This is a genomic window from Streptomyces sp. NPDC048514 (genome assembly GCF_043199955.1).
Taxonomy (GTDB): domain Bacteria; phylum Actinomycetota; class Actinomycetes; order Streptomycetales; family Streptomycetaceae; genus Streptomyces.
Genome location: NZ_JBICWT010000001.1, coordinates 190,713 through 211,542 on the forward strand (window position 1 = coordinate 190,713; position 20,830 = coordinate 211,542).

Genomic DNA, 20,830 nt, shown 5'->3' on the forward strand with positions numbered 1-20,830 from the left:
GGCCTCCTGGTGCCAGGAAGAGGATGACGGCTTCAGCCGTACCGGCGCAGGTCGTGGAAGAAGTCGTCGATGACGCGGAGCTGTTTCGCCCGGGCCACTCGGTCGTAGACGTACTTGCCGACGGCGAGATCGAGGACGCCGAGCCCGAAGGGGGAGAAGATCACCGGCTGGTCGGTCGGTGGTGCGGCCCGTCCGAGCATCACGTCGTTGAGGGTGCCGTTCAGGAAGTCGCGGTTTCCGGTGCGCTGTTCGACCAGATGCGGCGACGTGTCGGCCTTCAGGCAGTGTTCGACGTCGTCCACGAAGTTGGCCGACGCGAGCAGGACCTCGGGGGCGAGGTCGCGCAGGGACACGTGGAGGACCACGGGGTTGTGGCCGAACCAGGCCGGGGTGGTGACGTGCGGCCGGCCGGCGATGGTGGCGAAGACCACGAGGTCGCTGGAGCGGATGAGGCTCTCGGCGCTGTCGTGGACGGTGACCGGTTCGGTGGCGCCGGTCTGCCGCAGGTAGCCGCAGAACCCCTCGGTGCTGCTCGCCGCGAGGTCGTGCACGCCGATCGCCTCGAACTCCCAGCCCGTGCGGGCCAGGAAGGTGTGGATGTAGCGGGCGATCAGGCCGGTGCCGCAGAATCCGACACGGGTGGGGCGGGTCCGGTTGCGGCTGAGCCAGTCGGCCGCCAGCGCTGCGGACGCCGCGGTCCTGGTCGCGCTGATGATGGAACTCTCCAGGCAGGCGAACGGATAGCCCGTGTCGTGGTCGTTGAGGATGAGCACGGCGGAGGCCCGCGGCAGCCCGGCGTCCACGTTCTCCGGGAAGCTGGAGATCCACTTCAGTCCGTCCACGTGGACGGATCCGCCGACGGAGGCCGGCAGCGCGATGATCCGCGCCGTGGGGCGGTCGGCGAAGCGCAGGAAGTACGACGGCGGGTTGACCGAGTCTCCCGCGCCGTGCAGCCGGTAGGTGGCCTCGACCAGTTCCACGACCTCTTTCTCGGACCCGGTCAGCGCCTTTTGCACCTGCTCACCGGAGATCACCGAGAACGTCGGCACCGAGGGCCGGTCGGGTACGGCCGCGTCGGCCGTGGACGACAGCAGATCGGTCATCGCTCGCTCGCCTCCGGGTGGTGGTCCGCCAGGCGCCGGGGCTCGCTCATGCCCACCACCACCTGCCGTTCCCCGCTGAAGGGCTCCCTGCTGTGCGCGGTGCGGATGTTGTCCACGAGCAGGACGTCACCGGCCTGCCAGGGCTCACGCAGAGTGTGCGCCTCGTAGGTGGTGTTGAGCAGCTGCACGACGTCCTCGCCGATCGGGCTGCCGTCGCCGTAGCGGGTGTTGAACGGCAGTCCGTCCGCGCCGTACTCGTCCACCAGGTACTCGCGGATCTCCGGTGCCAGGGTCCACTCGTTGAGGAACGCGATCTGGTTGAACCAGCAGCGCCGGCCCGTGAGCGGGTGGCGCACCACGGCGCTGCGGCGCTGCTCGGTGCGCAGTGACCCGTCGGGCTGCCAGGTGAGGTCGATGGCGTTCGCCCGGCAGTACCGCTCGATCTCGGCACGGTCGTCCGTGCCGAAGGACTCCTCCAGGGAGGCCCCGATCTCGTCGTTGTAGCTGCGGGTCAGCAGCCAGCCCTCGCGCTCGAACCGTTCGGTCAGTGCGGCGGGCAGCGCCTGCAGGATCTGCTCGGCGTCGGCCACCGCCGTCGCCCCGCCCTGCTCGGGCGCGGTCAGACAGGCGAACAGCATCAGGCCGGGCACCTCGGCCGTGTAGCTCAGCTCGTGGTGCATGCACATCGGCTGGTTGGCCGGCCAGGTCGTGGAGGAGTAGAGACCCGGCCCGAGAGCCTCACGGGGGGCGAACGCCTCCCGTTCCGTCATGAGGGGACCGCCCAGCCGGGTCAGGACGGCACCGGCCTCGTCCGCGGTGCGTGGTCCGAGGCCGCGGACCACCAGCGCCCCGTGCTCGGTGACCTGCGCACGCAGCGCCTCTCGGTACTCGGCCGCCCAGCCCGGGGCGTCGCCGGAGGGATCGACGCGCAGCAGTGCGGGTCTGCCCGGCCTCAGCTCCACGTCGAGCGGTGGTGCCAGGGATGAGAACGGCATCTCGGTTTCCTTTCGGTGGCTCGTCCGGGGGCGGACGAGGCTCAGGAGGAGGCCAGGGGTACGTCGGCTCTCAGGACGGCCTGCGCCGCCCCTGCCGGACGGGTGCGCGGGAAGTAGTGACCGCCGTCGGGCAGCTCGTGCAGATCGACGTGGTCGGCGACGAGCAGCCAGTCCCGGTGGTGCTGGGCGTAGCCGGCCGTGTGCGGGTCGTCGACGGCGACCACCACCGTCACCGGCGCGGACAGCCTCACCGCCGGCGGGCCGTCCAGGGCGGCGCAGAACCAGCGGTGCGCGGACACGCAGTCGTGCCGGTAGGCGGCGCCGATCTGCTCGGCGTGCCGCGCGTTCAGCTCCGCGAGCTCCGGGTAGCCGCTGTCCGAGGTCAGCCGGGCCGCGACCGCGGCGTCGCTCAGGCTGGTCAGCTCACCGACGGCGGCCCGCCGGTCGCCCGCGGTGCCGAGCAGTTGCGCGCCGAGGAACACCCGCGTCGGGGGCACGCCCCGCTCCTGCAGCCTCAGCGCCGTCTCCAGGGCCGGCGCGGCACCCGACGAGTGGCCCCACAGCATGACCCGGGTGAGGCCCCGTGCGGTGATCTCGTCGGCGACCCGCTCGGCCACCTGCGCGACCGACGCCAGCGGCTCGTGGTGTCCGGCCAGGTCGTGACCGGGCAGATCCACCGCGAGCACCGCCACACCGCTGCCCGCGAGCGCGCTCGCCATGGGCTGGTAGTTGACCGCGTTGCCGCCCGCGTAGGGGAAGCACACCAGCGCGCACTCCGGCGCACCGCCCGCCCCGGACAGCGGCTGCAGCAGCTCCACGTGCTGCCGGGTGGCACCCTCGAGCAGGGCCGCCAGGTCGGCGAGCACCGGATGCCGGGTGATGTCCTTCAGGGACACCGCACGGTCGAGCGCGAGGGTGAGCTTGACGGCCGTCAGGGAAGTGCCCCCGGAGTCGAAGAAGTGGTCCGTCCGGCCGACCCGGTGCTCGGGCACGCCCAGTACCTCGGCCCAGGCAGCGGCCAGCCGCCGTTCGGCCGGGGTGAGCGAGCCGGGGGCCTCCTCCCCCTGCGCGTCCGGATCGGCGGCCGGTGTCCGTTCGGCCAGCGCGGTCAGCGCCTTCCGGTCGGTCTTGCCGTTGGCGGTCAGCGGCAGCCCGTCCTGCCAGTGGAAGGCGGAGGGGACCATGTAGGCGGGCAGCACCGCGCCGAGCGCCTCCCGCAGCACCTCCGGCCGGTGGCGTCTGCCGCTGTAGTAGGCGATCAGATGCTTGTTGCCGCCGGCCAGTTCGGCGACGACCACCGCGCCGTCGCGCACGCCGTCCACCCGCAGCAGGGAGTTCTCGATCTCACCGATCTCGATCCGGAAACCACGGATCTTGACCTGGTTGTCCCGGCGGCCGAGGAACTCCAGCTTGCCGCCCGGGTGCCAGCGTCCCCAGTCACCGCCCAGATAGAGCCGCTCGCCGGGGTGGTACGGGTCCGTCCGGTAGGCCTCGCGGGTGCGCTCGGGGTCGTTGACGTAACCCCGTCCCACGCAGACGCCCGAGAACGCGATCAGCCCGGGTGCACCCAGCGGCACCAGGGACAGGTTCTCGTCCACGACGAGGACGCGTACGTTGTTGACCGCTCGTCCCAGCAGCACGCGGTCCGGCGCCCGGTCCAGGACCTCGTGGTTGGTGTCGTCCGAGGTCTCCGTCAGGCCATAGGCGTTGAGCAGCTTGACGTCCGGCTGGACCGCGAACCAGCGCTGGGTCAGCTCCCGCTTCAGCGCCTCACCGGTGACCGACACGCACCGCAGGTCCGGCAGGCCGCGTGGCTGCTTCTCCAGACAGGAGACCACGACCTCCAGATAGGAGGGCACGACCTGCGCCACGCCGACCCGGCCGCGCACCAGGGTGTCGACGAACCGCTCCACGTCCACGATCACGTCCTGCTCGACGAGCAGGGTCCGCCCACCGACCAGGAGCGCGGAGATCAGCTGCCACAGCGAGATGTCGAAGCACTGCGGCGCAGTCTGCGCCACCACGCAGCCCTCGCCGATGCCCAGGTCGTCGATCTTGGCGTGGAGATGGTTGAGCATGCCCGCGTGCTCGCACATGGCGCCCTTGGGCTCGCCGGTGGAGCCGGACGTGAAGTAGATGTAGGCCAGCTGGCCGGGGTCCACCCGCACACCGAGGTCGTCATCGGCGTGCGGTTCCGCGTACGCCGCGTCGACCTGGAGCTTCTCGACGCCGGGCATCGTGGCCAGCGCCTCGTCCAGGGTGCCGGTGCTGCCGGCCTCGGTCACGGCCAGGCGGCACCCCGCGCGGGTCAGCGTCGCCTCGATACGGCCGGCCGGGAAGTGCGGTTCGATCGGCAGGTAGGCGCCGCCCGCCTTGAACACCGCCAGGGTCGCCGCCAGCCAGTCCAGATTGCGCTCCGTGACGACGGCGACCACGTCCTCCCGGCCCAGGCCGCGCGCCAGCAGTGCCCGGGCCAGCCGGTTGGCGCGCCGGTTGAGTTCGTCGTACGTCCACACCCGCTCGCCGTGCACGGCCGCCACGGCCTCCGGATGCGCCCGCACCCGCTGCTCGAACAGTTCGTGGGCGCGCGCGTCCGGCAGCAGGCGCTGCGGTCCGGCCAGTCCTTCCAGCTGCTCGTGCACCTCGTCCGCCGACAGCAGGCTCTGCCGCCCGTGATCGGCGTCCATGCCGGCCGCCATCAGGCGCAGCGCCGTCAGGTGGTAGCCGCCGATCCGGGCCGCCGCCGCGGCGTCCAGTGCGTCGGTGCGGTACCGCAGCCGCAGCATCAGCCGCCCGCCCCGGTCGGACCAGCGCACGTGCAGCACACCGTCGTCGGCGTGCGGCTCGTCGGCTCCCATCGGGCCGAACACGACCTCGTACGACGGCTCGGTCAGCCCCAGCTCCCGCCGCAGGCCGGCCACCGGGTACTCCCGGTGCGCCAGCACGTCCGCCTCGGCGCGCTCGGCGGCCGTCACCAGGGCACGCCAGGACTCCGGGGGTACGGCCAGGCGGCACGGCAACGGCTCGCCGCGCACTCCGGTGGTGTAGCCCGTCACGACCTCCCGCTCACCGGACAGGGCCGCCAGCACCTTGGCGTGCGCCGCCAGCAGCAGCGCGCTGACCGGTACGCCCCACCGACGCACCAGTGTGCGCACCGCGTCCGCGACGTCGTCCGGCACCGGGGTCTCGTGCTCGGCCGCCCCCGGCACCGGCTCCGGCGCCCACCTCGGCACGGCGGTGACACTGCCGGCGGTCAGCATGCGGCTCCAGAACTCCCGGTCCGCTTCCACGCGTGTTCCCATCGCTTGGCCTTCCTCAGCTCACGGTTGCCGCAGTGACGTCGGCAGCCGGCACGGTCAGGCCGGTGCCGCCGACGGGGCGGCCGGGCTCCGGCATGTCCACGGCGGGATTGCCGCCCCAGTGCGTGTTCGGGGGGACTTCCTCGCCCTTCAGCAGGAAGGAGTCGGGTGCCAGCACCGAGCCGGCGCCGAGGGTCACGCCGTAGTGGACATGGGCGGCGACGCCCAGCGTGCTGCCGGCACCGAGCGTGCTGCTGTCGGACTTGAAGGTGCCGTCCTCCTGCGAGTGGCACTGGATCTTGGTGCCGGCGTTGAGGGTGCACTCGTCGCCGATCACCGCGAGGGTCCGGTCGGTCACGTAGCAGCCGTCGTCGAACACCCTGCTGCCGACGCGCACACCCATCAGGCGCCAGACGAGGCACTTGAAGGGCGTGCCGTTGAAGATGTTCAGCCAGTGCGACGGAACCTTCCACAGACGCTCGATCTCCCAGAACTTCCGGTCGTAGATCGAGCACAGCTCGGGGCCGAGCCTGCGGAACCTCAGCAGGCAGCGTTCCAGCAGGATGTAGTACGCGGTGGACAGCGCCAGCGTCAGTGCCAGATAGAGGGCGATCACCACGTCCCCGAGCACGCCGTACAGATCGACGGTGGCCAGGGCGAGCAGGGTGAGCCCGAAGGTGTGCAGCCAGCGTGCGAACAGCATCAGGGCCATCGAGCGGAGGTTGTACCGGTTCTTCGCGGCGAGCCGGTCGCGCAGCGTGTCTCCCGATCTGAGGTGGTCGAACCGCGAGTCGCGCTCCACCGAGCGGGGAATCTCGAAGGACGGCGAACCGAGGAGCCCCACGCCCTCGCGGATCTCGCCGTCGAGGGGAATCATCACCTTCGTCGCCAGAAGGCAGTTGTCGCCCGTCCGGCCACCCACGGGATAGGCGATGTTGTTGCCCAGGAAATTGTGCGGCCCGATGGTCACCCGGGACAGCCGGAAGGACGTGCTGGAGTAGTCCGCGTTCACCACGGAAAGACCGTCGGCCACCATCGTTCCGGTGCCGACGGTCACCAGCAACGGGGTTTCGTGCGCCATTTCGGTGCCGAAATTGGATCCGGTCTGCTCGACCCGGGACAGGTCGTACCCGACCCCGCGCAGATAGTGCACGATGTAGGAGCTGTCACCGAAGAGCCAGGCGAAGAACTTGATGTTCGTCAGGCGGGCCGAAACCCGGTGCAGCGTGTAGTGGACGCCGTAGAGCGGATAGGTCCGGTCGGGCCTGACGATCAGTCCCAGCAGGCGCGGAACGGCGTACAGGGCGAGGAGCCCCCCGACGACGAAGGCGCAGAACAGGCCGAGGGACACGGTCAGCGCGTCGGTGATCAGCTGGGACCGGGACAGCACGACCGTCTCCGGGTCGAGCCGCTCGCGGAGCGCCGGCACCTCGGTGAAGAACATGTACACCCCGCCGATGGCGAGCGGGACGTACAGGAAGATCAATTGCGCCATCGTGAGCAGGCCGTACCAGGTCCGGCGTCCGGTGCCGACCTTGGCCGGTGCGACCCGCAGGTAGTCGATGTGCGTGGGCTCCGCCGGGGAGCCGTGCCAGTGCCGGCCGTCCGGCACCGCCTGCCCCCGGTGCAGCGCGGAGGTGTGGCCGAGCTGTGCGCCGTCGCCCATCGAGGTGTCGATGTCCAGGACGGTCTTCTCGCCGATGAAGACGTCGCGCCCGAGGGTGACCCGGCCGGTCTGGATGCGGCCCGCGTGGGCGCGGTAGCCGAGGAAGAACGAATCCTTGCGGATCAGGGTGCCGGCACCGATGGTCAGCAGGTCGGTGCAGACGGGGACCGAGCGGGAGAGGATCGTGACTCCCTTGCCGATGCGTGCGCCGAGGACGCGCAGATACAGCACGTACAGCGGGGTCCCGACGAGGAACACCATGGGGTTGGCGTGGAGCAGCACCTTGACGAGCCAGAAGCGCAGGTATGACAGGCCCCAGACGGGGAACTCGGTCGGCTTCCAGCGGCCTATGAGAAGCCATTTCGCCACCACCGGGAACATGCACATGGCGATGAAACCGCCTCCGCCGAACGCCAGTGACCGCAGGTAGGTGTCGAAGACTCCCACCCCGTCGGCGATCCACTCGTATCCGGCGGCGGTGATGAAACCGGAGACGAGGGAGTAGACGAGGAAGGCCAGCAACTGGGCCGTTCCGCACAGAAAGTGGACCAGCCGGCTCGTGTGCGCCACCGGCTCCGGCGGGATCCTGGGCACCGACACCGCCTGGGAGACGGCATGTTCTTGCGGTCCGGGAGCGGCCGGCGCGAGAGCCGTCGCCAGGCTCCGGATGGTGGGGTGCCGGTAGATGTCCCTCATGGAGGGAGACGGCAGATCCGGTATTCTCCGTACCCGCGCACAGAATTGGGCCATGACCAGGGAATTGGCACCGAGGTCGTCGAAGAAGTGACTTTCGACCGGTACGCACTCGGCCGACACGACGCCGGCCAGTGCGTCTGCGAGTTTCCTCTCGGTCTCCGTCTCGGTCGGGCCGATGCCGTTCATGGTGACGGCAGGTTCGTGCGGCCCGGATATATGGACCTCGGAGGACTGCTCCACCATTCGATCTCCCGGTAGACGTGTCGAGCGGAGGTTCGAGACGGGCTCTTCCCTGATCCCGAACCGCCATGTTCAGTCTGGCCAGGCAGACGTCAGCTTGCCACTCCGGAAGGGCGGCCGGACTTCCGCGAAAACTCCCGGCGGGTCCGGATTTCCGGCTTTCCGGGGAAGGCGGGGGCGCCTTCCGGATCACCCGAACGGCGGTTTGCCGGTATAGTCGGAGCCGACGGACGGCGAGCCGCTCGGCGGCTGCGAAGGCATACGGGAAGCGTTGTCCGCCGGGCGCTGATCGTGCGCTCAGTGGCTTTTCCTCGACTCCTTCGACTGGCTGTTTGTGAAAGAGCGCCGTCGGTGCGCGGAGGGCTGCGCGAGGGCTGCTTTATTTTTTTCGCGTCGCCGACGCCGGGTGGGGCCGTTCGTGTGCCCGCGGCCCTCTGCGGCCACTCGATCGCGGCGGCCGCCTGTCCCGCTCGCCTTCCGCGCCGGCTCCCAGGGCCTCCTGCGGCCGGTCTCCCGTGCCGCCCACTGCCGGCGGGCCGCGCCCGTGTGTGACCGGACGGTGCGAACGTGTCGACCTCGCCGTCGCCCGGGCGTCTCAGGCGCTTCCCGGTCCGTTCACCGGTGATCGTTCCCGTATCGGTGTTGAACGCAAAACGTTTCGGGGGGTGTCTCGGTCTCTCCGTACTGTGCGCCGCACTGACCGTGTGGTTACGTGATCGGGCTGTTACCAGCGGAGGGACGATCCATGTTGAGCACGTCCAGCGGCAAGATGCCGCAACCGAGGACCGGTCCGCTCACTCACGGGGCCACGATCCGCACCCGGGTCGAAGTGCCGGTGCATCTGAGCGACGGTTCCTGGCGCACAGCCGAAATGATCAGTTTCACCGGGCTCGCCGACGGACGGGAACACATCGCCGTCGTGTTCCCGTCCTCACGGTCCGTACCCCTGGTGCGCGTGCATTCGGAATGCCTCACCGGAGACGTGTTCGGCTCCGCCCGTTGCGACTGCGGACCGCAACTCTCCGAAGTGGTCGACCAGTTCGCCGAGACCGGGGGAATCCTGCTGTACCTCCGTCAGGAGGGGCGCGGCATCGGGTTGTACAACAAGCTGGACGCCTATCGCGTCCAGGACGACCAGGGCCTCGACACCTTCGCCGCCAACCGGGAGCTGAACTTCTCCGACGACCTGCGTGACTACCGCGTCGCCGCGCAGATGCTGCGCGCCCTGGACGTGGCGTGCATCCAGCTGCGCACCAACAACCCCGACAAGGTCCAGCAGTTGAGGGAGTACGGCATCACCGTCGACGAGGTCATCCCGACGGGCATCCACCGGACCGAACGCAACCACGACTATCTGCGGGTCAAGGTCGAGCAGAGCGGACACACCATCGAGCTTCTGGGAGAGCCCATATGATCCGGCATCATGGACCCATCAGCGGCATCGCCGCGTGGCGGGACGAGTACGTCGCGACGGCCGGCTACGACAACCAGGTCATCTGCTGGGACCAGCACACCGGCCGGGCGGTGGCCCGCTCGTTCCACGACCACCTGGCCAACCAGTGCCAGTTCGCGCCCGACGGCAAGCACCTGCTGACCTCCTCCAGCGACCACACCGCCCGCTTATGGACCGTTCCCGACCTGCGGCTCGTGGCCGTCCTCGCGGATCAGGAGGACGACGTGGAGATGTCCGTCTTCCACCCCGCCCGGGAACTCGTGGCCACCGCCTCCCGTGACCACCGGGTGCGCGTCTACGACTTCACCGGCCGGCTGCTGCACCGCTTAGAAGGCCACACCGCCGACGTCATCTCCGTCGAATGGGCCCGCGACGCCGACGAGTTGATCTCCTCCAGCGACGACGGCACCATCAAGCGCTGGTCCCTGGCGACCGGCGGCGTGATCGCCGACCTGGACATGGACGGCGTCGAGACCGACACCGTCGCCATCTCCTCCTCCGGCACCATCTTCGCCGGGAACGACGAGGGGCAGATCATCGTCGTCGGCCCCACCGAGCGCAGCACGGTCCCGGCGCACGACGCGGGCATCAAGCGCCTCGTCCTCGACGACGCGCGCCACCTGCTGGTCAGCCTCTCCTACGACCGCACGATGCGGCTGTGGGACGTGTCCTCCGGGACCCCCGAGGCTCGCGACACCACGGCCCTGCCCGACGACGTCTGGCCCCGCTCCTGCGCCTTCGCGGGCGGCACCCGCCTGGTCTTCGCCACCTTCGGTGCCACCTATCGCGGCTACGACTACCACGCACGCACCTGGGACACCGCCGTCGTGCCGCCCACCGGCGGAGTCAACGCGGTCCTGCCGGAACGTGGCGGCTCGACGCTCACCGTCGGCGACGCGGGCACGGTACGGCGCGACGGCGAGCCGGTTGCCGAGACCGGCAGCCTGTGCAACTTCCTCACCCCCCTCGGCGGGCTGGTGCTCTCCGGTGGCCAGCTCGGCAAGGTCTTCGACGCGCTGACCGGCCGCGAACTCCATCAGCACCGCTCGCCGCTGAACTGCGGTGTCACCTTCGAACGCGACGGCGAGAGCTACGCCGTGATCGGCGCGTACACCGGCGAGGGACTGCTGCTGAAGCTGGCCGGCGACACCGTCGAGCACGTGGCGGACCTGCCGCTGAACGTCAACGCCGTCAAGGGCGTCGCGGTCTCCGGCGACCTGCTGTTCTCCGTAGCCGCAGATGCCTCGGCGACCTGGTACCGCATCTCGACGCTGGAGAAGATCGCCACCGTCGAGGACGCCCACGACAGGATCGCCAACGGCTGCGCGGGCCTCGGCGACGGCTGGTTCGCCAGCATCAGCCGCGATCTCAGGCTGCGCCTGTGGAACCCGGACCGCAGCGTGCGGGTGCTCTCCACGCCGCACACCCACTCCATCAAGTGCGTCGCCGCGGACACCGACGGCCGGCTGATCGCCACCGGCAGCTACAACGGCCGCATCGCGGTCTACGACCGGTCCGACGACCGCTGGGCCGTGACCGACCGGCCCACCACGGCGGGCATCTCCTCCCTGGCCTACGACACGGCGCGCAAGCTCTTCGTCGCCGGTTCGTACGACGGGCAGGTCTACACGGTCGCCGGCTGAACCACGGCGGGAGCGGGACCGCACCCGACACGGCCCCGGCGACGCTCCGGCCGCCCCCGGGCCACGGCGGTGCCGCGCACCTGACACGCCCCCCCCGCGAGGCGCCCCGGGCGCCTGCGACAGCGGCCGGCCGTGCGGGCGGGGCGCACCGGCCGGGCCGACGGGGCTGGAGCGGCGAGCGGTGCCGGAGCGGCAGGACCCCTCCGGCACCGCCGGCGCGTACGGCTCCCTCCCGCCCGCCGCCCCGTGCCCCCAGACGACAGGACTCATCACCCATGCACAGCCACCAGATAGCCGACCGCTACTCCGTCTCTCCCGCCACCGCCCCGCCCCTCGACGAGTCGGCGTACGCGGACGTACTGCTCTCCGACTTCCAGGACCACTACGTCAACGGCCGGGACGTGTGGACCGCCGAGGACGCCATGCGCGAGGCCCCCCGCCTGCTGCTGCGCGCCCTCGGCGACCGTCCCGGCGCGCACGTCCTCGACATCGGCACCGGACACGGCCGCGACGCCGCCATCCTGTTCGGCGCGGGCTGCCGGGTCACCGGCATCGACCTCGTCGAGTCCGGCGAGTGGGCCGAGCTCACCGCCCGCAGCGACGGGCGGGCGCGGTTCGCGGTGTGCTCGCTGTCCGACCTGGACGGCACGGCAGTCCACGACGCCGTCCTCGACAACGGCTGCCTGCACCACCAGCACCCCGACGGATACGGCGGCTACCTCGCCCGGATCCGCGAACTGCTGGTGCCCGGTGGACTGTTCACCGTGTCCGTGTTCCGGTCGGCGGACGGGCCGGGCCGGCTCTTCGCCAACGGGGCGCGGCGCCTGTACCGGGAGTTCACCGAGGAGGAGCTGACCGAACTGGTCACCGCACACGGCTTCGTACCCGTCGACGTACGGCTGGTGCCACGCGGCACGGCCGGGCTGCACTACCTGGTGGGCACGTACCGGGCCGTCGGCTCGGGGCCGGATGCGGGTCTGAGCACGGGTGCGGGTGCGGGTGCGGGTGCGGGCGTGGGCACGGGCGCAGGTGCAGGTGCAGGTGCCGGCATGGACGCGGGCGCAGGCACGGGTGCGGGCGTCGGTGCGGCCGGGGACGGTGGCCGATGAGCGTGGTCCGGGCACAGGACGGCTCGGATTGCGTGCGGGGTTCGGCGCACGGGGAGGGTTCGGTGCGTGTGGCGGCTGGTCCGGTGCGCGGGGAGGGTGCCTCGGTGCGCGTGCGGGGTGGCTCGCCACGGGTGCCGGGTGGCTCGGTCCGCCGCGGCGGACCGGGAGCGGGCCGCGGCGGCCGGCTGTCCGGCGTCCTCGCGGCGACCACCACGGCGGCTCTGCTGGGCGGCGCCCTTCTGGGCAGCGCCCCCGCGGCGGCCGCGCGTCCCGCCGTGGACGCCGCCGCCCACCCGGCCGTGGGCCTCGCAGGGCCGGCGGGCCGCACCGAAGGCGGCCCGACCGTGGACCCCGCAGGCGGTCCCGCCGTGCGCCCTTCCGGCCTCTCCGGTCCAGCCCGCCTCGACGGTCCAGCCCGACTCTCCGATCCCTCGGGCTTCTCCGATCCCTCGGGCTTGTCCGATCCCTCGGGCTTCTCCGGTCGCTCAGGCTCCTCGGGCCTCGCCGGTCCCTCCGGCGGTGCCTGGTCGGGCAGTTGGGGGACCGCGCCGGCGCCCGCCGCGCCGGACGGCATCTCGCGGACCGGCATCGACGACCGCACCGTACGCATGGTCGTGCACACCTCGGTCGGCGGTGACGAACTGCGGCTGCGGCTGTCCAACGTGCACGGCAGCCGCGACCTGGTGCTGGGCCGGGTCACCGTCGGCCGGGCCGGGTCGTCCCGCTCGGCGACGGCCGTCCCCGGCACCCTGCGCCCGGTCACCTTCGGCGGGGCGTCCGGCACCACCGTGCCCGCAGGCGCCGAGACCGTCGGCGACCCGCTGCCCTTCGCCGTGCCCGCGGGCGCCGACCTGCTGGTGAGCGTGCACCTGCCCCGCCCGACCGGCCCTACCACCTGGCACTGGCTGGCCCAGCAGACCAACTACGTCTCCGAGAGCGGCGACCACACCGGCGACCAGGGTGCGGCGGCCTTCACCGGCACCGAGACCTCCTGGTTCTTCCTGACCGGCGTCGACGTGCGCGGCACGGGCACGCGCGGCACCGTCGTCGCGCTCGGTGACTCGCAGACCGACGGCTCCGGTTCCACCCCCGACGGAAACGGCCGCTGGACCGACGCCTTCGCACGCCGGCTCGCCACCGACCCCGCCACCAGCGGCCTCGGCGTCCTGAACAAGGGCATCGGCGGCAACCGGGTGCTGCGCGACGGCACCGAGACGGAGCGCCCACAGCGCGGCACCAGTGCGCTCGGCCGGCTCGACCGGGACGTGCTGAACCAGTCCGGGGTGCGCGCCGCCGTCCTCTACGAAGGCATCAACGATCTCCAGCTCGCCCCCTACGCGAGTGCCGAGCAGGTCCTGGCCGGGCTGCGCACCCTCGCCGGGCGGCTGCACGCGCGTGGCGTTCCCGTGATCGTGGGCACCCTCACCCCGTTCAAGGACTCCCAGCTGTGGACCGCCGACGCCGAACGGCAGCGCGTCGCCCTCAACGCCGCGCTGCGCACCTCGCCGGACTTCGACGCCGTCGCCGACTTCGACGCGGTCGTCCGTGACCCCGCCGACCCGCAGCGGGTGCGCGCCGGCTACGACGGCGGGGACCACATCCACCTCAACGACGCCGGCTACCGGGCGGTGGCCGACGCCGTACCCACCGGCCTGTTCGCCGCCCGCGATGCGGCCGTCCCCGTTCCGAGCACCGACGGGAGGAACCCGTGACCGGCACCAAGGTGATGGCCAACCCCAACACCCTCTCCGACCGGGCGGCGATGGCGCTGCCCGACTCCTTCGTCGCCCGCACCGGCCCCTTGCCGCTGCGCGAACACCGGGACCTGCTCGGCGCGCCCGCCGACACCCTCGTCAGCGTCGCGGAGGACCCCGAGCAGTCCTTCGAGCGCCGGTACGCGGCGGGAACGGTGCTCGGCCTGACCGGCGACCCCCGCATCCGCCCCGACGACCCGCCCATGGCCGACGTCCCCGCCGCCCGCGCCCGGCTCGGACTCGGCCCGGACCAGGTCGGGCGGGTCACCGCGCGCTGGCGGCACGCCGGGGTGATCGACGACTGGATCGCGAAGGAGTGCCCCGTCCACGAGGTGGACCTGCCGGCGTTCCGCATCGCGCTCCACCCGGTCACCAACGCCGAGTACCGGCGCTTCCTGGAGGACACGCGCAGCTCGGCGCTGCCGACTTCGTGGCGGTTCGGCGCGTACCCCGACGGGCTCGGCAACCACCCGGTGTGGACCGTGCCGCCCGAGGCGGCCGACGCCTACGCCGCCTGGCTCGCCGGCCGCACCGGCCGCGCGTTCCGGCTGCCGACCGAGGCGGAGTGGGAGTACGCCGCCGCCGGGCCCGAACGGCGGGAGTTCCCCTGGGGCGAGACGTTCGAGCCGGACCGGGCCAACACGGTGGAGGCCGGTCCGCTGTCCACCGCGCCGATCGGCGTGCACCCGGCCGGACGGTCACCGTTTGGGGTGCACGACATGGCGGGCAACGTCGAGGAGTACACCGCCGACGACTACCGGCCCTACCCCGGCGGCAGCGCCGTCGCCGACGACCTGGCCGTCACGCGCGGCACCTACCGCATCGCCCGGGGCGGCAGCTTCACCCGCTTCGGCGACCTGGCCCGCACCCGGCGCCGCCACGGCTGGTACGACCGCGCGATCTACGCCATGGGCTTCCGCCTCGCGGAGACACCGTGACGGACGGCCGCGCGAGCACCACGGACGAACAGCCGCCACCGACGCCGGGCACTTCGGATGAGCAGCCGGCACCGACGCCGGGCAGCTCGGGCGGGGAATCGGCACTCTCGTCGAGCACCTCGGGCGGGGAATGGGCGCCGATGTCGGGCGGTCCCGGCGGGGAATCGGCACTCTCGTCGAGCACCTCGGGCGGGGAATGGGCGCCGATGTCGGGGGGCCCCGGTGAGGAATCGGCGCCCATGGCGGGGGTCCCCGGCGAACAGCCGGCTCCGACGGCCGGTACTCCCGGCGGGCGGCAGGCATCGAAGCCGGGGGCTCCGGCCGAGGAGGCGGGCATGCGCCGGGCCGTCGAGCTGGCCGCTTCCGCGCTGGGGCGGACCAGTCCCAACCCGGTCGTCGGCTGCGTGATCCTCGGCGCCGACGGCACCGTCGTCGGGGAGGGTTTCCACCGGGGTGCCGGCCGGCCGCACGCCGAGGTCGAGGCGCTGGCCGCGGCCGGGGAACGGGCCCGCGGCGGGACCGCCCTGGTCACCCTGGAGCCCTGCGCCCACCAGGGCCGCACCGGACCGTGCGCCGACGCCCTGCTGCGGGCCGGGATCGCCCGGGTGGTGTACGCGGTGCCCGACCCCGACCCGGTCGCGGCAGGCGGCGCGCGGCGGCTGCGGGACGCCGGGGTCGAGGTGACCGGCGGGGTGCTGCGCGCCGAGGCCGAGCGCGGCAACGAACTGTGGCTGACCGCCGTCCGCCGGGGACGGCCGTGCGTGACATGGAAGTTCGGCGGCACCCTGGACGGCCGCGCGGCGGCCCCGGACGGCACCTCCCGGTGGATCACCGGACCCGAGTCCCGGCAGGACGCGCACGCCCTGCGCGCCGCGCACGACGCGGTGCTGGTCGGCTCCGGCACGCTGCGCACCGACGATCCGCACCTGGGCCTGCGCCACGGCGTGACGGGCTCGCCCCCGCTCCGCGTCGTCCTGGACCGCGACGGAACCGTCGCGCCGCACGCGCGCGTGCTCGACGACGCCGCGCCCACCCTCCTGGTCACCGGGCCGCACACGCCGGAGCCGGTCCTTCCCCACCGGCACGAGGTGCTGCGCGTACCGGTCACGGAGGGCGCGCTCGACCTCGCCGTCCTGTTCGACCGGCTGTGGGCCCGGGGCGTGCGATCGGTGCTGCTGGAGGGCGGCGCCCGGCTCGCCGCGTCCTGCGTCGCCCAGGGCCTGCTGGACCGGGTCGTGGCGTACGTGGCTCCGGTCGTGCTGGGTGCCGCGGCCCACCCCGTCCTCGGCGACTTCGGCGCCTCCACCCTGCTGGCCGGCCTGCGGCTGAAATTGGGCGAGGTGACCCGCCTCGGTGACGACGTACGGCTGCTGCTGCGCATCCGGGAACTGCCGGGCGACGCGCCGCCGGGGCCGGCGTGCGGAGCGGGGCGAACGGCGGAAGGAGACGTGGCATGAGCCACCGGGTCGCGGTGGTCTACCACAGCCGTCGCGGCAGCGTACGCGCCCTGGCTGCGCTGGCCGCCGAGGGGGCGCGGGAGGCCGGGGCCGAGGTACGGCTGCTGCGGGTCGCCGACGACGAGGCAGCCGGACGCGGGTGGCCGGAGCGGCCGGCCGAACCGGAGGACGTGGTGTGGGCGGACGGACTGGTGCTGGCCACCCCGACCTACTACGGCAATGTGTCCTCGGCCTTCAAACGGTTCCTGGAGTCGACCGCGCCGCTGTGGCGGCAGGGGCTGCTCGCCGACCGGGTGGCCACCGGCATCACCGTCTCCACCCAGCGCCACGGCGGGCGGGAGGCGACGCTGATGGCGCTCCAGCACACCCTGTACCACTGGGGCTGCTGGGTGGCGGGCGCCGATCCGGCCGACCCGGTCACCCGCGCAGCGGGCGGCACCGCGTACGGCCTGGCCGCCGGCAACCGCCGGGGAGAACCGGCCCCGCACGAGCGCGCGGCCGCCCGGGCCCTGGGCCACCGTCTGTCCACTGTCGCGGCCCGCGTCCGCGCCCGCGCCGCCCCGCAGGCACTGACCGCCGTCCCGGGACGACGCCCGTCCCCACCCGGCGAATCGGCCACCCCCACCACACCCGCCCCCGACGCGGACCCGACCACACCCGCCCCCGACGCGGAGCCGACGGCACCCGCCCCCGACGCGGAGCCGACGGCACCCGCCCCCGACGCGGAGCCGACGGCACCCGCCCCCGAAGCGAAGCCGACGACACCCGCCCCCGACGCGGACCCGACCACACCCGCCCCCGACGCGGACCCGACCACACCCGCCCCCGACGCGGAGCCGACGGCACCCGCCCCCGACGCGGAGCCGGGTGCCGTGTCCGCCGATGCGGAGCAGGGTGCCGTGTCCTCCGATGCGGAGCCGGGTGCCGTGTCGGGGGACGCTGAGCCGGGTGCCGCGTCGGAGGACGCTGAGCCTGGTGACGCTGCCTCCGGTGTCCGGCCCGCTGCCGGTGCTCCCGGCACGGATTCCGTCGCGGTCGGCTCCGGCGCGGGCTCCCGTCTCCTTCCGTGCGTCACGGGCCCCGTGCGGCTCGTCGTCGTGTACCACGGTGCGGACGCCGCCACCCGGATCCTCGCGCAGGAGGCCGCCGCTGCGGCGCGGGCCATCGGTGCGCGGGTGCGGTTGCGGCGGATACCGGGGCCCAGCGGGGCACCGTACGCCGAGTGGCCGGGGCCGTGGGCCGCGTCCGCCGAGCCCGGGGACATCGCCTGGGCCGACGCGGTGCTGCTGGGCGCGTGCGTCCGGCTCGGCGCCCTGGGCGCGCCCCTGCTGGACTTCGTCCAGGCGCTGGAGCCCGCCCACGGCGGCCGGAGTCCGCTGTGGGGAAAGCCGGCGAGCGGCTTCGCCACCACCCCGGCGCGGCACGCCGGTTCGGAGACGGCCGTCCTCGACCTCGGCCACATGCTGCTGCACGCCGGCGCGCTGCTGGTACCGCCCGGTTACACCGACCCGGCCGTCGAGGCGGCGGGCGGTAACCCGTACGGCGTCTCGCACCCCCGCTCCGCGGGCGACCTGCCCACCCCGGAGGCCCTGGCCGCCGCGGCCCACCAGGGCCGGCGCACCGCCCTCGCGGGCGACCTGCTGCGCCGGACCCCGCATCCGCGCCGCGCGGCACGGCGCCACGGCGCGCGCCCCGACCCCGAGCCCGTGCGGCTCGCACCCGGCACCACCGGAAGGAGCACGGCATGAGCGTGCAGCAGTACGACGAGATCGGCGAGACCTACGAAGGCTTCAAGTCGCTGCCGATGGCCCGTTACGCCGAGTCCGCCAGCTTCCTGGCGATGCTCGGTGACGTACGCGGCACATCGGTGCTCGACCTGGCCTGCGGTACCGGCTTCTACAGCCGGCGGATCAGACGCCTGGGCGCCGCCGACGTCCTCGGCGTTGACATCTCCACCGAGATGGTCGCCGCCGCCCGCCGCATCGAGGAGCGCGCGCCGCTCGGAGTGCGCTACGCCGTCGCCGACGTGGCCGAACTCCCCGCGCCGGCACGCCCGTTCGACGTGGCCACCGCCGTCTATCTGCTCAACTACGCCGAGGACGCCGCCGGGATGGAGCACATGTGCCGGTCGGTGCACCGCAGCCTCAGGCCCGGCGCCCGCCTCTGCGTGCTGACCCAGGCGCCCGGATACGACTTCGACGGTCCGTCGATGGCCAAGTACGGCTTCACGTACGAACGGGTGGGTGAGGGACCGACCGGCCCCCGGGTGCGCATCACCGCCCTGCTCGACCCGCCGGTGGAGTTCGTGACGTCGTATCCGCGGCGCGAAGTGTACGAGCGGAGTCTGCAGCGGGCGGGCTTCCACGACGTGACGTGGGTGCCCCTGCACGTGCCGGAGGACGGGCTGCGCGCACTGGGCGCCGACTACTGGGCGGACTTCCTCGCCAACCCGCCCCTGACCATGCTCCATTGCCGGGCCTGACCCCGCTCGCCCGCCGGAGCGGAACCGGAAGTGGACCGGAGCGGGACCGGAGCGGGAGCAGAACGGGACCGGAGTGGAACCGGAGCGGGAGCAGAACGGGACCGGAGTGGAACCGGAGCGGGAGCAGAACGGCATCAGAACGGGACCATAACGGGAGCAGAGCGGGAGAAGGCGTAAGTCCTCGCCCGGCCGTGTCGGTACGGCCGGACGAGGACTTACCTGTGCCGCCGGGTGTGTCCGGCGCGGGTCCGGTGTCGCGCGACGGGGGATGGAGCGCGCCCATCGTCCGCGCCGGTCGTCCCGACGGCAGTCCCGGGGGAGGAACACGGCCCGCCCGCCCGTCTCCACGGGGTCACGGCGGGGCCGTTCGGCGTCCGGCACGGTGAGCCGCGTCCGTGCCGGACGCCTTGTAACCGCGGTGCTTCCACCGCAGCCCAAGCGGTGGAGCACCCTCGGCACGGTGACGGCCGTTCCCAGTAGCCGGCACCGGCCGCTCCCGGCCGGACCACAGGCCCGGCCGGGAAGAACGTCACCCGGCCGGGGCGGTGGGCCGCAGGCGCCGGGAGAGCAGGACACCGGCCAGGGCGAGCAGCGCCGTGAAGGCGAACAGCCCGGCCAGAGCCGTACGGGTGGTGGAGTCGTAGTGCTCGGCGATGGCCAGCGCCGCGCCGCCGAGACCGGCGACCACACCGGTGGCCAGGGTCTGCGACAGCTGGAGCGCCCCGCTCATCTCGCCCTGCCGCTCCGCCGGTGCCTGTTCCAGGGTGTCGGTGGTGGCGGCGTTGAACGCCACACCCATGCCGATGCCGCCGATGGCCCAGCCCACGACCGCGAGCCACGCCGGGACCGCCTCGGTCAGGATCGACAGGGCGATCACGCCCACGCCCAGCAGCAGGACGACGAAACCGAGGGCGACGCTGCCGGTGCGCCCGTCCGCCTCGGCGTCCCGCTTGGCCTGCCAGGCCGAGCCCACGACCCAGGCGATGGCGCCCGCCGACAGGCCGAGACCGGCCGCCCACGCACTCTGTCCGCGCAACTCCTGCAGGCCCAGCGGAAGATACGCCTCGCTGCCGAAGTACACCCCGCACAGCAGGCCGCGGACGACCACACCGGCCCCCAGCCCCGCGCGCGCCGTCAGGGTCCCCTCCGGGGTGACCCGGCGCAGCGCGGGCAGCGCGACGGCGATGCCCACCACGGCGAGCACGACCAGCAGGATCATGTTCTTGAGCAGCAGCGCCTGGAGCAGCACGCCGGTGCCCAGCGTCAGCAGCACGGCATTGGCCAGCGGCCCCTTCCACCAGGGCTCGGCCGGCGCCGCCGGCCCCTCGTGCCGCGGTCGCTCCAGGCGGCGCAGACCGGGCAGCGTCAACAGCGCCGCGATCGCCACGATCGGCAGCATCAGCAGGAACACCGCGCGCCAGCTGGTGCTGTCCGCCAGGGTGCCCGCGACGACCGGGCCGACCAGCGACGGGATGGTCCAGGCCGAGGAGAGCAGGGCGAACATCCGGGCCCGCAGGTGCTCGGGATAGGCCAGCCCGATCACCGTGTAGGCCATGGCCATCACGGCGCCCACACCCAGGCCCTGGAGGAAGCGCCCGGCCAGGAAGAGCGGCCAGGTGCCGGCCGCCCCGGCCGCCGCGCAGCCCACGGCGAAGACGGCCGTCCCCGCCGCCACCGGCCCCCACGGGCCCCGGCGGTCGGCGGCCCGCCCCGCGAGCACGGTGCCGATGATGTTGGCGAGCATCAGCGCCGAGAGGCCCCACCCGTAGGCGCCCAGGCCGTCCAGACTGCGGGCGATGTCCGGCAGCACCGTCGCCACGCCCAGGGACTCGAACGCGACCATGCTCACCGACAGGATCACGCCGAGGCTGAGCGCCCGGTAAGGGCCGGAGAAGACGCTCTCGGCCCGCGCGGGGCGCGCGGGCCCGGCAGCGGTTCCGGGCCGGCCCAGGTCCTCCGGTAACTCGCCGACGTGTTGAGACATGACTCACCTCG

The 20,830-nt window shown here is 73.0% G+C and carries 13 protein-coding genes; 8 read left to right on the forward strand and 5 right to left on the reverse strand.

From position 1 onward, the window contains the following. Nucleotides 1-32: 32 nt before the first annotated feature. The 4 genes from sbnB to ACGFT2_RS00920 are packed head-to-tail and all read right to left on the reverse strand — an operon-like array spanning nt 33 to nt 8,002. Nucleotides 33-1,103 (reverse strand): 2,3-diaminopropionate biosynthesis protein SbnB, encoded by a 1,071-nt coding sequence (gene sbnB, locus ACGFT2_RS00905; protein WP_393272109.1) that lies wholly within the window; start codon nt 1,101-1,103, stop codon nt 33-35. Beyond that, nucleotides 1,100-2,098: a TauD/TfdA family dioxygenase gene (locus tag ACGFT2_RS00910; protein ID WP_393272111.1), complete on the reverse strand. Its 999-nt coding sequence runs from the start codon at nt 2,096-2,098 to the stop codon at nt 1,100-1,102. Before ACGFT2_RS00910 ends, sbnB begins: the two co-directional genes overlap by 4 nt. Before the next feature lie 41 nt (nt 2,099-2,139). Then, on the reverse strand, nt 2,140-5,400 hold the full coding sequence (locus ACGFT2_RS00915; RefSeq protein ID WP_393272113.1) for an amino acid adenylation domain-containing protein: 3,261 nt from the start codon (nt 5,398-5,400) through the stop codon (nt 2,140-2,142). A 13-nt stretch (nt 5,401-5,413) separates the two neighbouring features. Continuing rightward, the gene (locus ACGFT2_RS00920; protein ID WP_393272115.1) at nt 5,414-8,002 is read right to left on the reverse strand and encodes a Pls/PosA family non-ribosomal peptide synthetase; all 2,589 of its coding nucleotides are present in this window, start codon (nt 8,000-8,002) and stop codon (nt 5,414-5,416) included. A gap of 742 nt (nt 8,003-8,744) precedes the next feature. On the opposite strand from ACGFT2_RS00920, the gene ribA reads away from it, so the two are divergent. The 8 genes from ribA to ACGFT2_RS00960 all read left to right on the forward strand — a co-directional run bounded on the left by ribA (nt 8,745) and on the right by ACGFT2_RS00960 (nt 18,835). Further along, nucleotides 8,745-9,413 (forward strand): GTP cyclohydrolase II, encoded by a 669-nt coding sequence (ribA, locus tag ACGFT2_RS00925; RefSeq protein WP_393272116.1) that lies wholly within the window; start codon nt 8,745-8,747, stop codon nt 9,411-9,413. Continuing rightward, nucleotides 9,410-11,095, forward strand: a complete 1,686-nt coding sequence (locus tag ACGFT2_RS00930; RefSeq protein WP_393272117.1) for a WD40 repeat domain-containing protein — start codon at nt 9,410-9,412, stop codon at nt 11,093-11,095. The genes ribA and ACGFT2_RS00930 overlap by 4 nt, the downstream gene beginning before the upstream one ends. A gap of 275 nt (nt 11,096-11,370) precedes the next feature. After that, on the forward strand, nt 11,371-12,204 hold the full coding sequence (locus ACGFT2_RS00935) for an SAM-dependent methyltransferase (RefSeq protein WP_393272118.1): 834 nt from the start codon (nt 11,371-11,373) through the stop codon (nt 12,202-12,204). Nucleotides 12,205-13,220: 1,016 nt separating this feature from the next. Further along, the gene (locus ACGFT2_RS00940) at nt 13,221-13,916 is read left to right on the forward strand and encodes an SGNH/GDSL hydrolase family protein (RefSeq protein WP_393272894.1); all 696 of its coding nucleotides are present in this window, start codon (nt 13,221-13,223) and stop codon (nt 13,914-13,916) included. A 14-nt stretch (nt 13,917-13,930) separates the two neighbouring features. After that, a complete protein-coding gene (locus ACGFT2_RS00945) occupies nt 13,931-14,896 on the forward strand; it encodes a formylglycine-generating enzyme family protein (RefSeq protein WP_393272896.1) in 966 nt (321 codons plus the stop codon). 335 nt (nt 14,897-15,231) lie between these two features. Beyond that, complete coding sequence (gene ribD, locus ACGFT2_RS00950; RefSeq protein ID WP_393272119.1) at nt 15,232-16,353, forward strand: bifunctional diaminohydroxyphosphoribosylaminopyrimidine deaminase/5-amino-6-(5-phosphoribosylamino)uracil reductase RibD; 1,122 nt, start codon at nt 15,232-15,234, stop codon at nt 16,351-16,353. Next, a complete protein-coding gene (locus ACGFT2_RS00955; protein WP_393272121.1) occupies nt 16,350-18,101 on the forward strand; it encodes an NAD(P)H-dependent oxidoreductase in 1,752 nt (583 codons plus the stop codon). The genes ribD and ACGFT2_RS00955 overlap by 4 nt, the downstream gene beginning before the upstream one ends. Then, nucleotides 18,098-18,835 (forward strand): class I SAM-dependent methyltransferase, encoded by a 738-nt coding sequence (locus tag ACGFT2_RS00960; RefSeq protein ID WP_393272123.1) that lies wholly within the window; start codon nt 18,098-18,100, stop codon nt 18,833-18,835. The genes ACGFT2_RS00955 and ACGFT2_RS00960 overlap by 4 nt, the downstream gene beginning before the upstream one ends. Nucleotides 18,836-19,364: 529 nt before the next feature. Here ACGFT2_RS00960 and ACGFT2_RS00965 read toward each other — a convergent pair. Next, nucleotides 19,365-20,819 carry an MFS transporter gene (locus tag ACGFT2_RS00965; protein WP_393272125.1) on the reverse strand — a complete coding sequence of 485 codons (1,455 nt, stop codon included), beginning with the start codon at nt 20,817-20,819 and terminating at the stop codon, nt 19,365-19,367. Between the last annotated feature and the right edge of the window lie 11 nt (nt 20,820-20,830).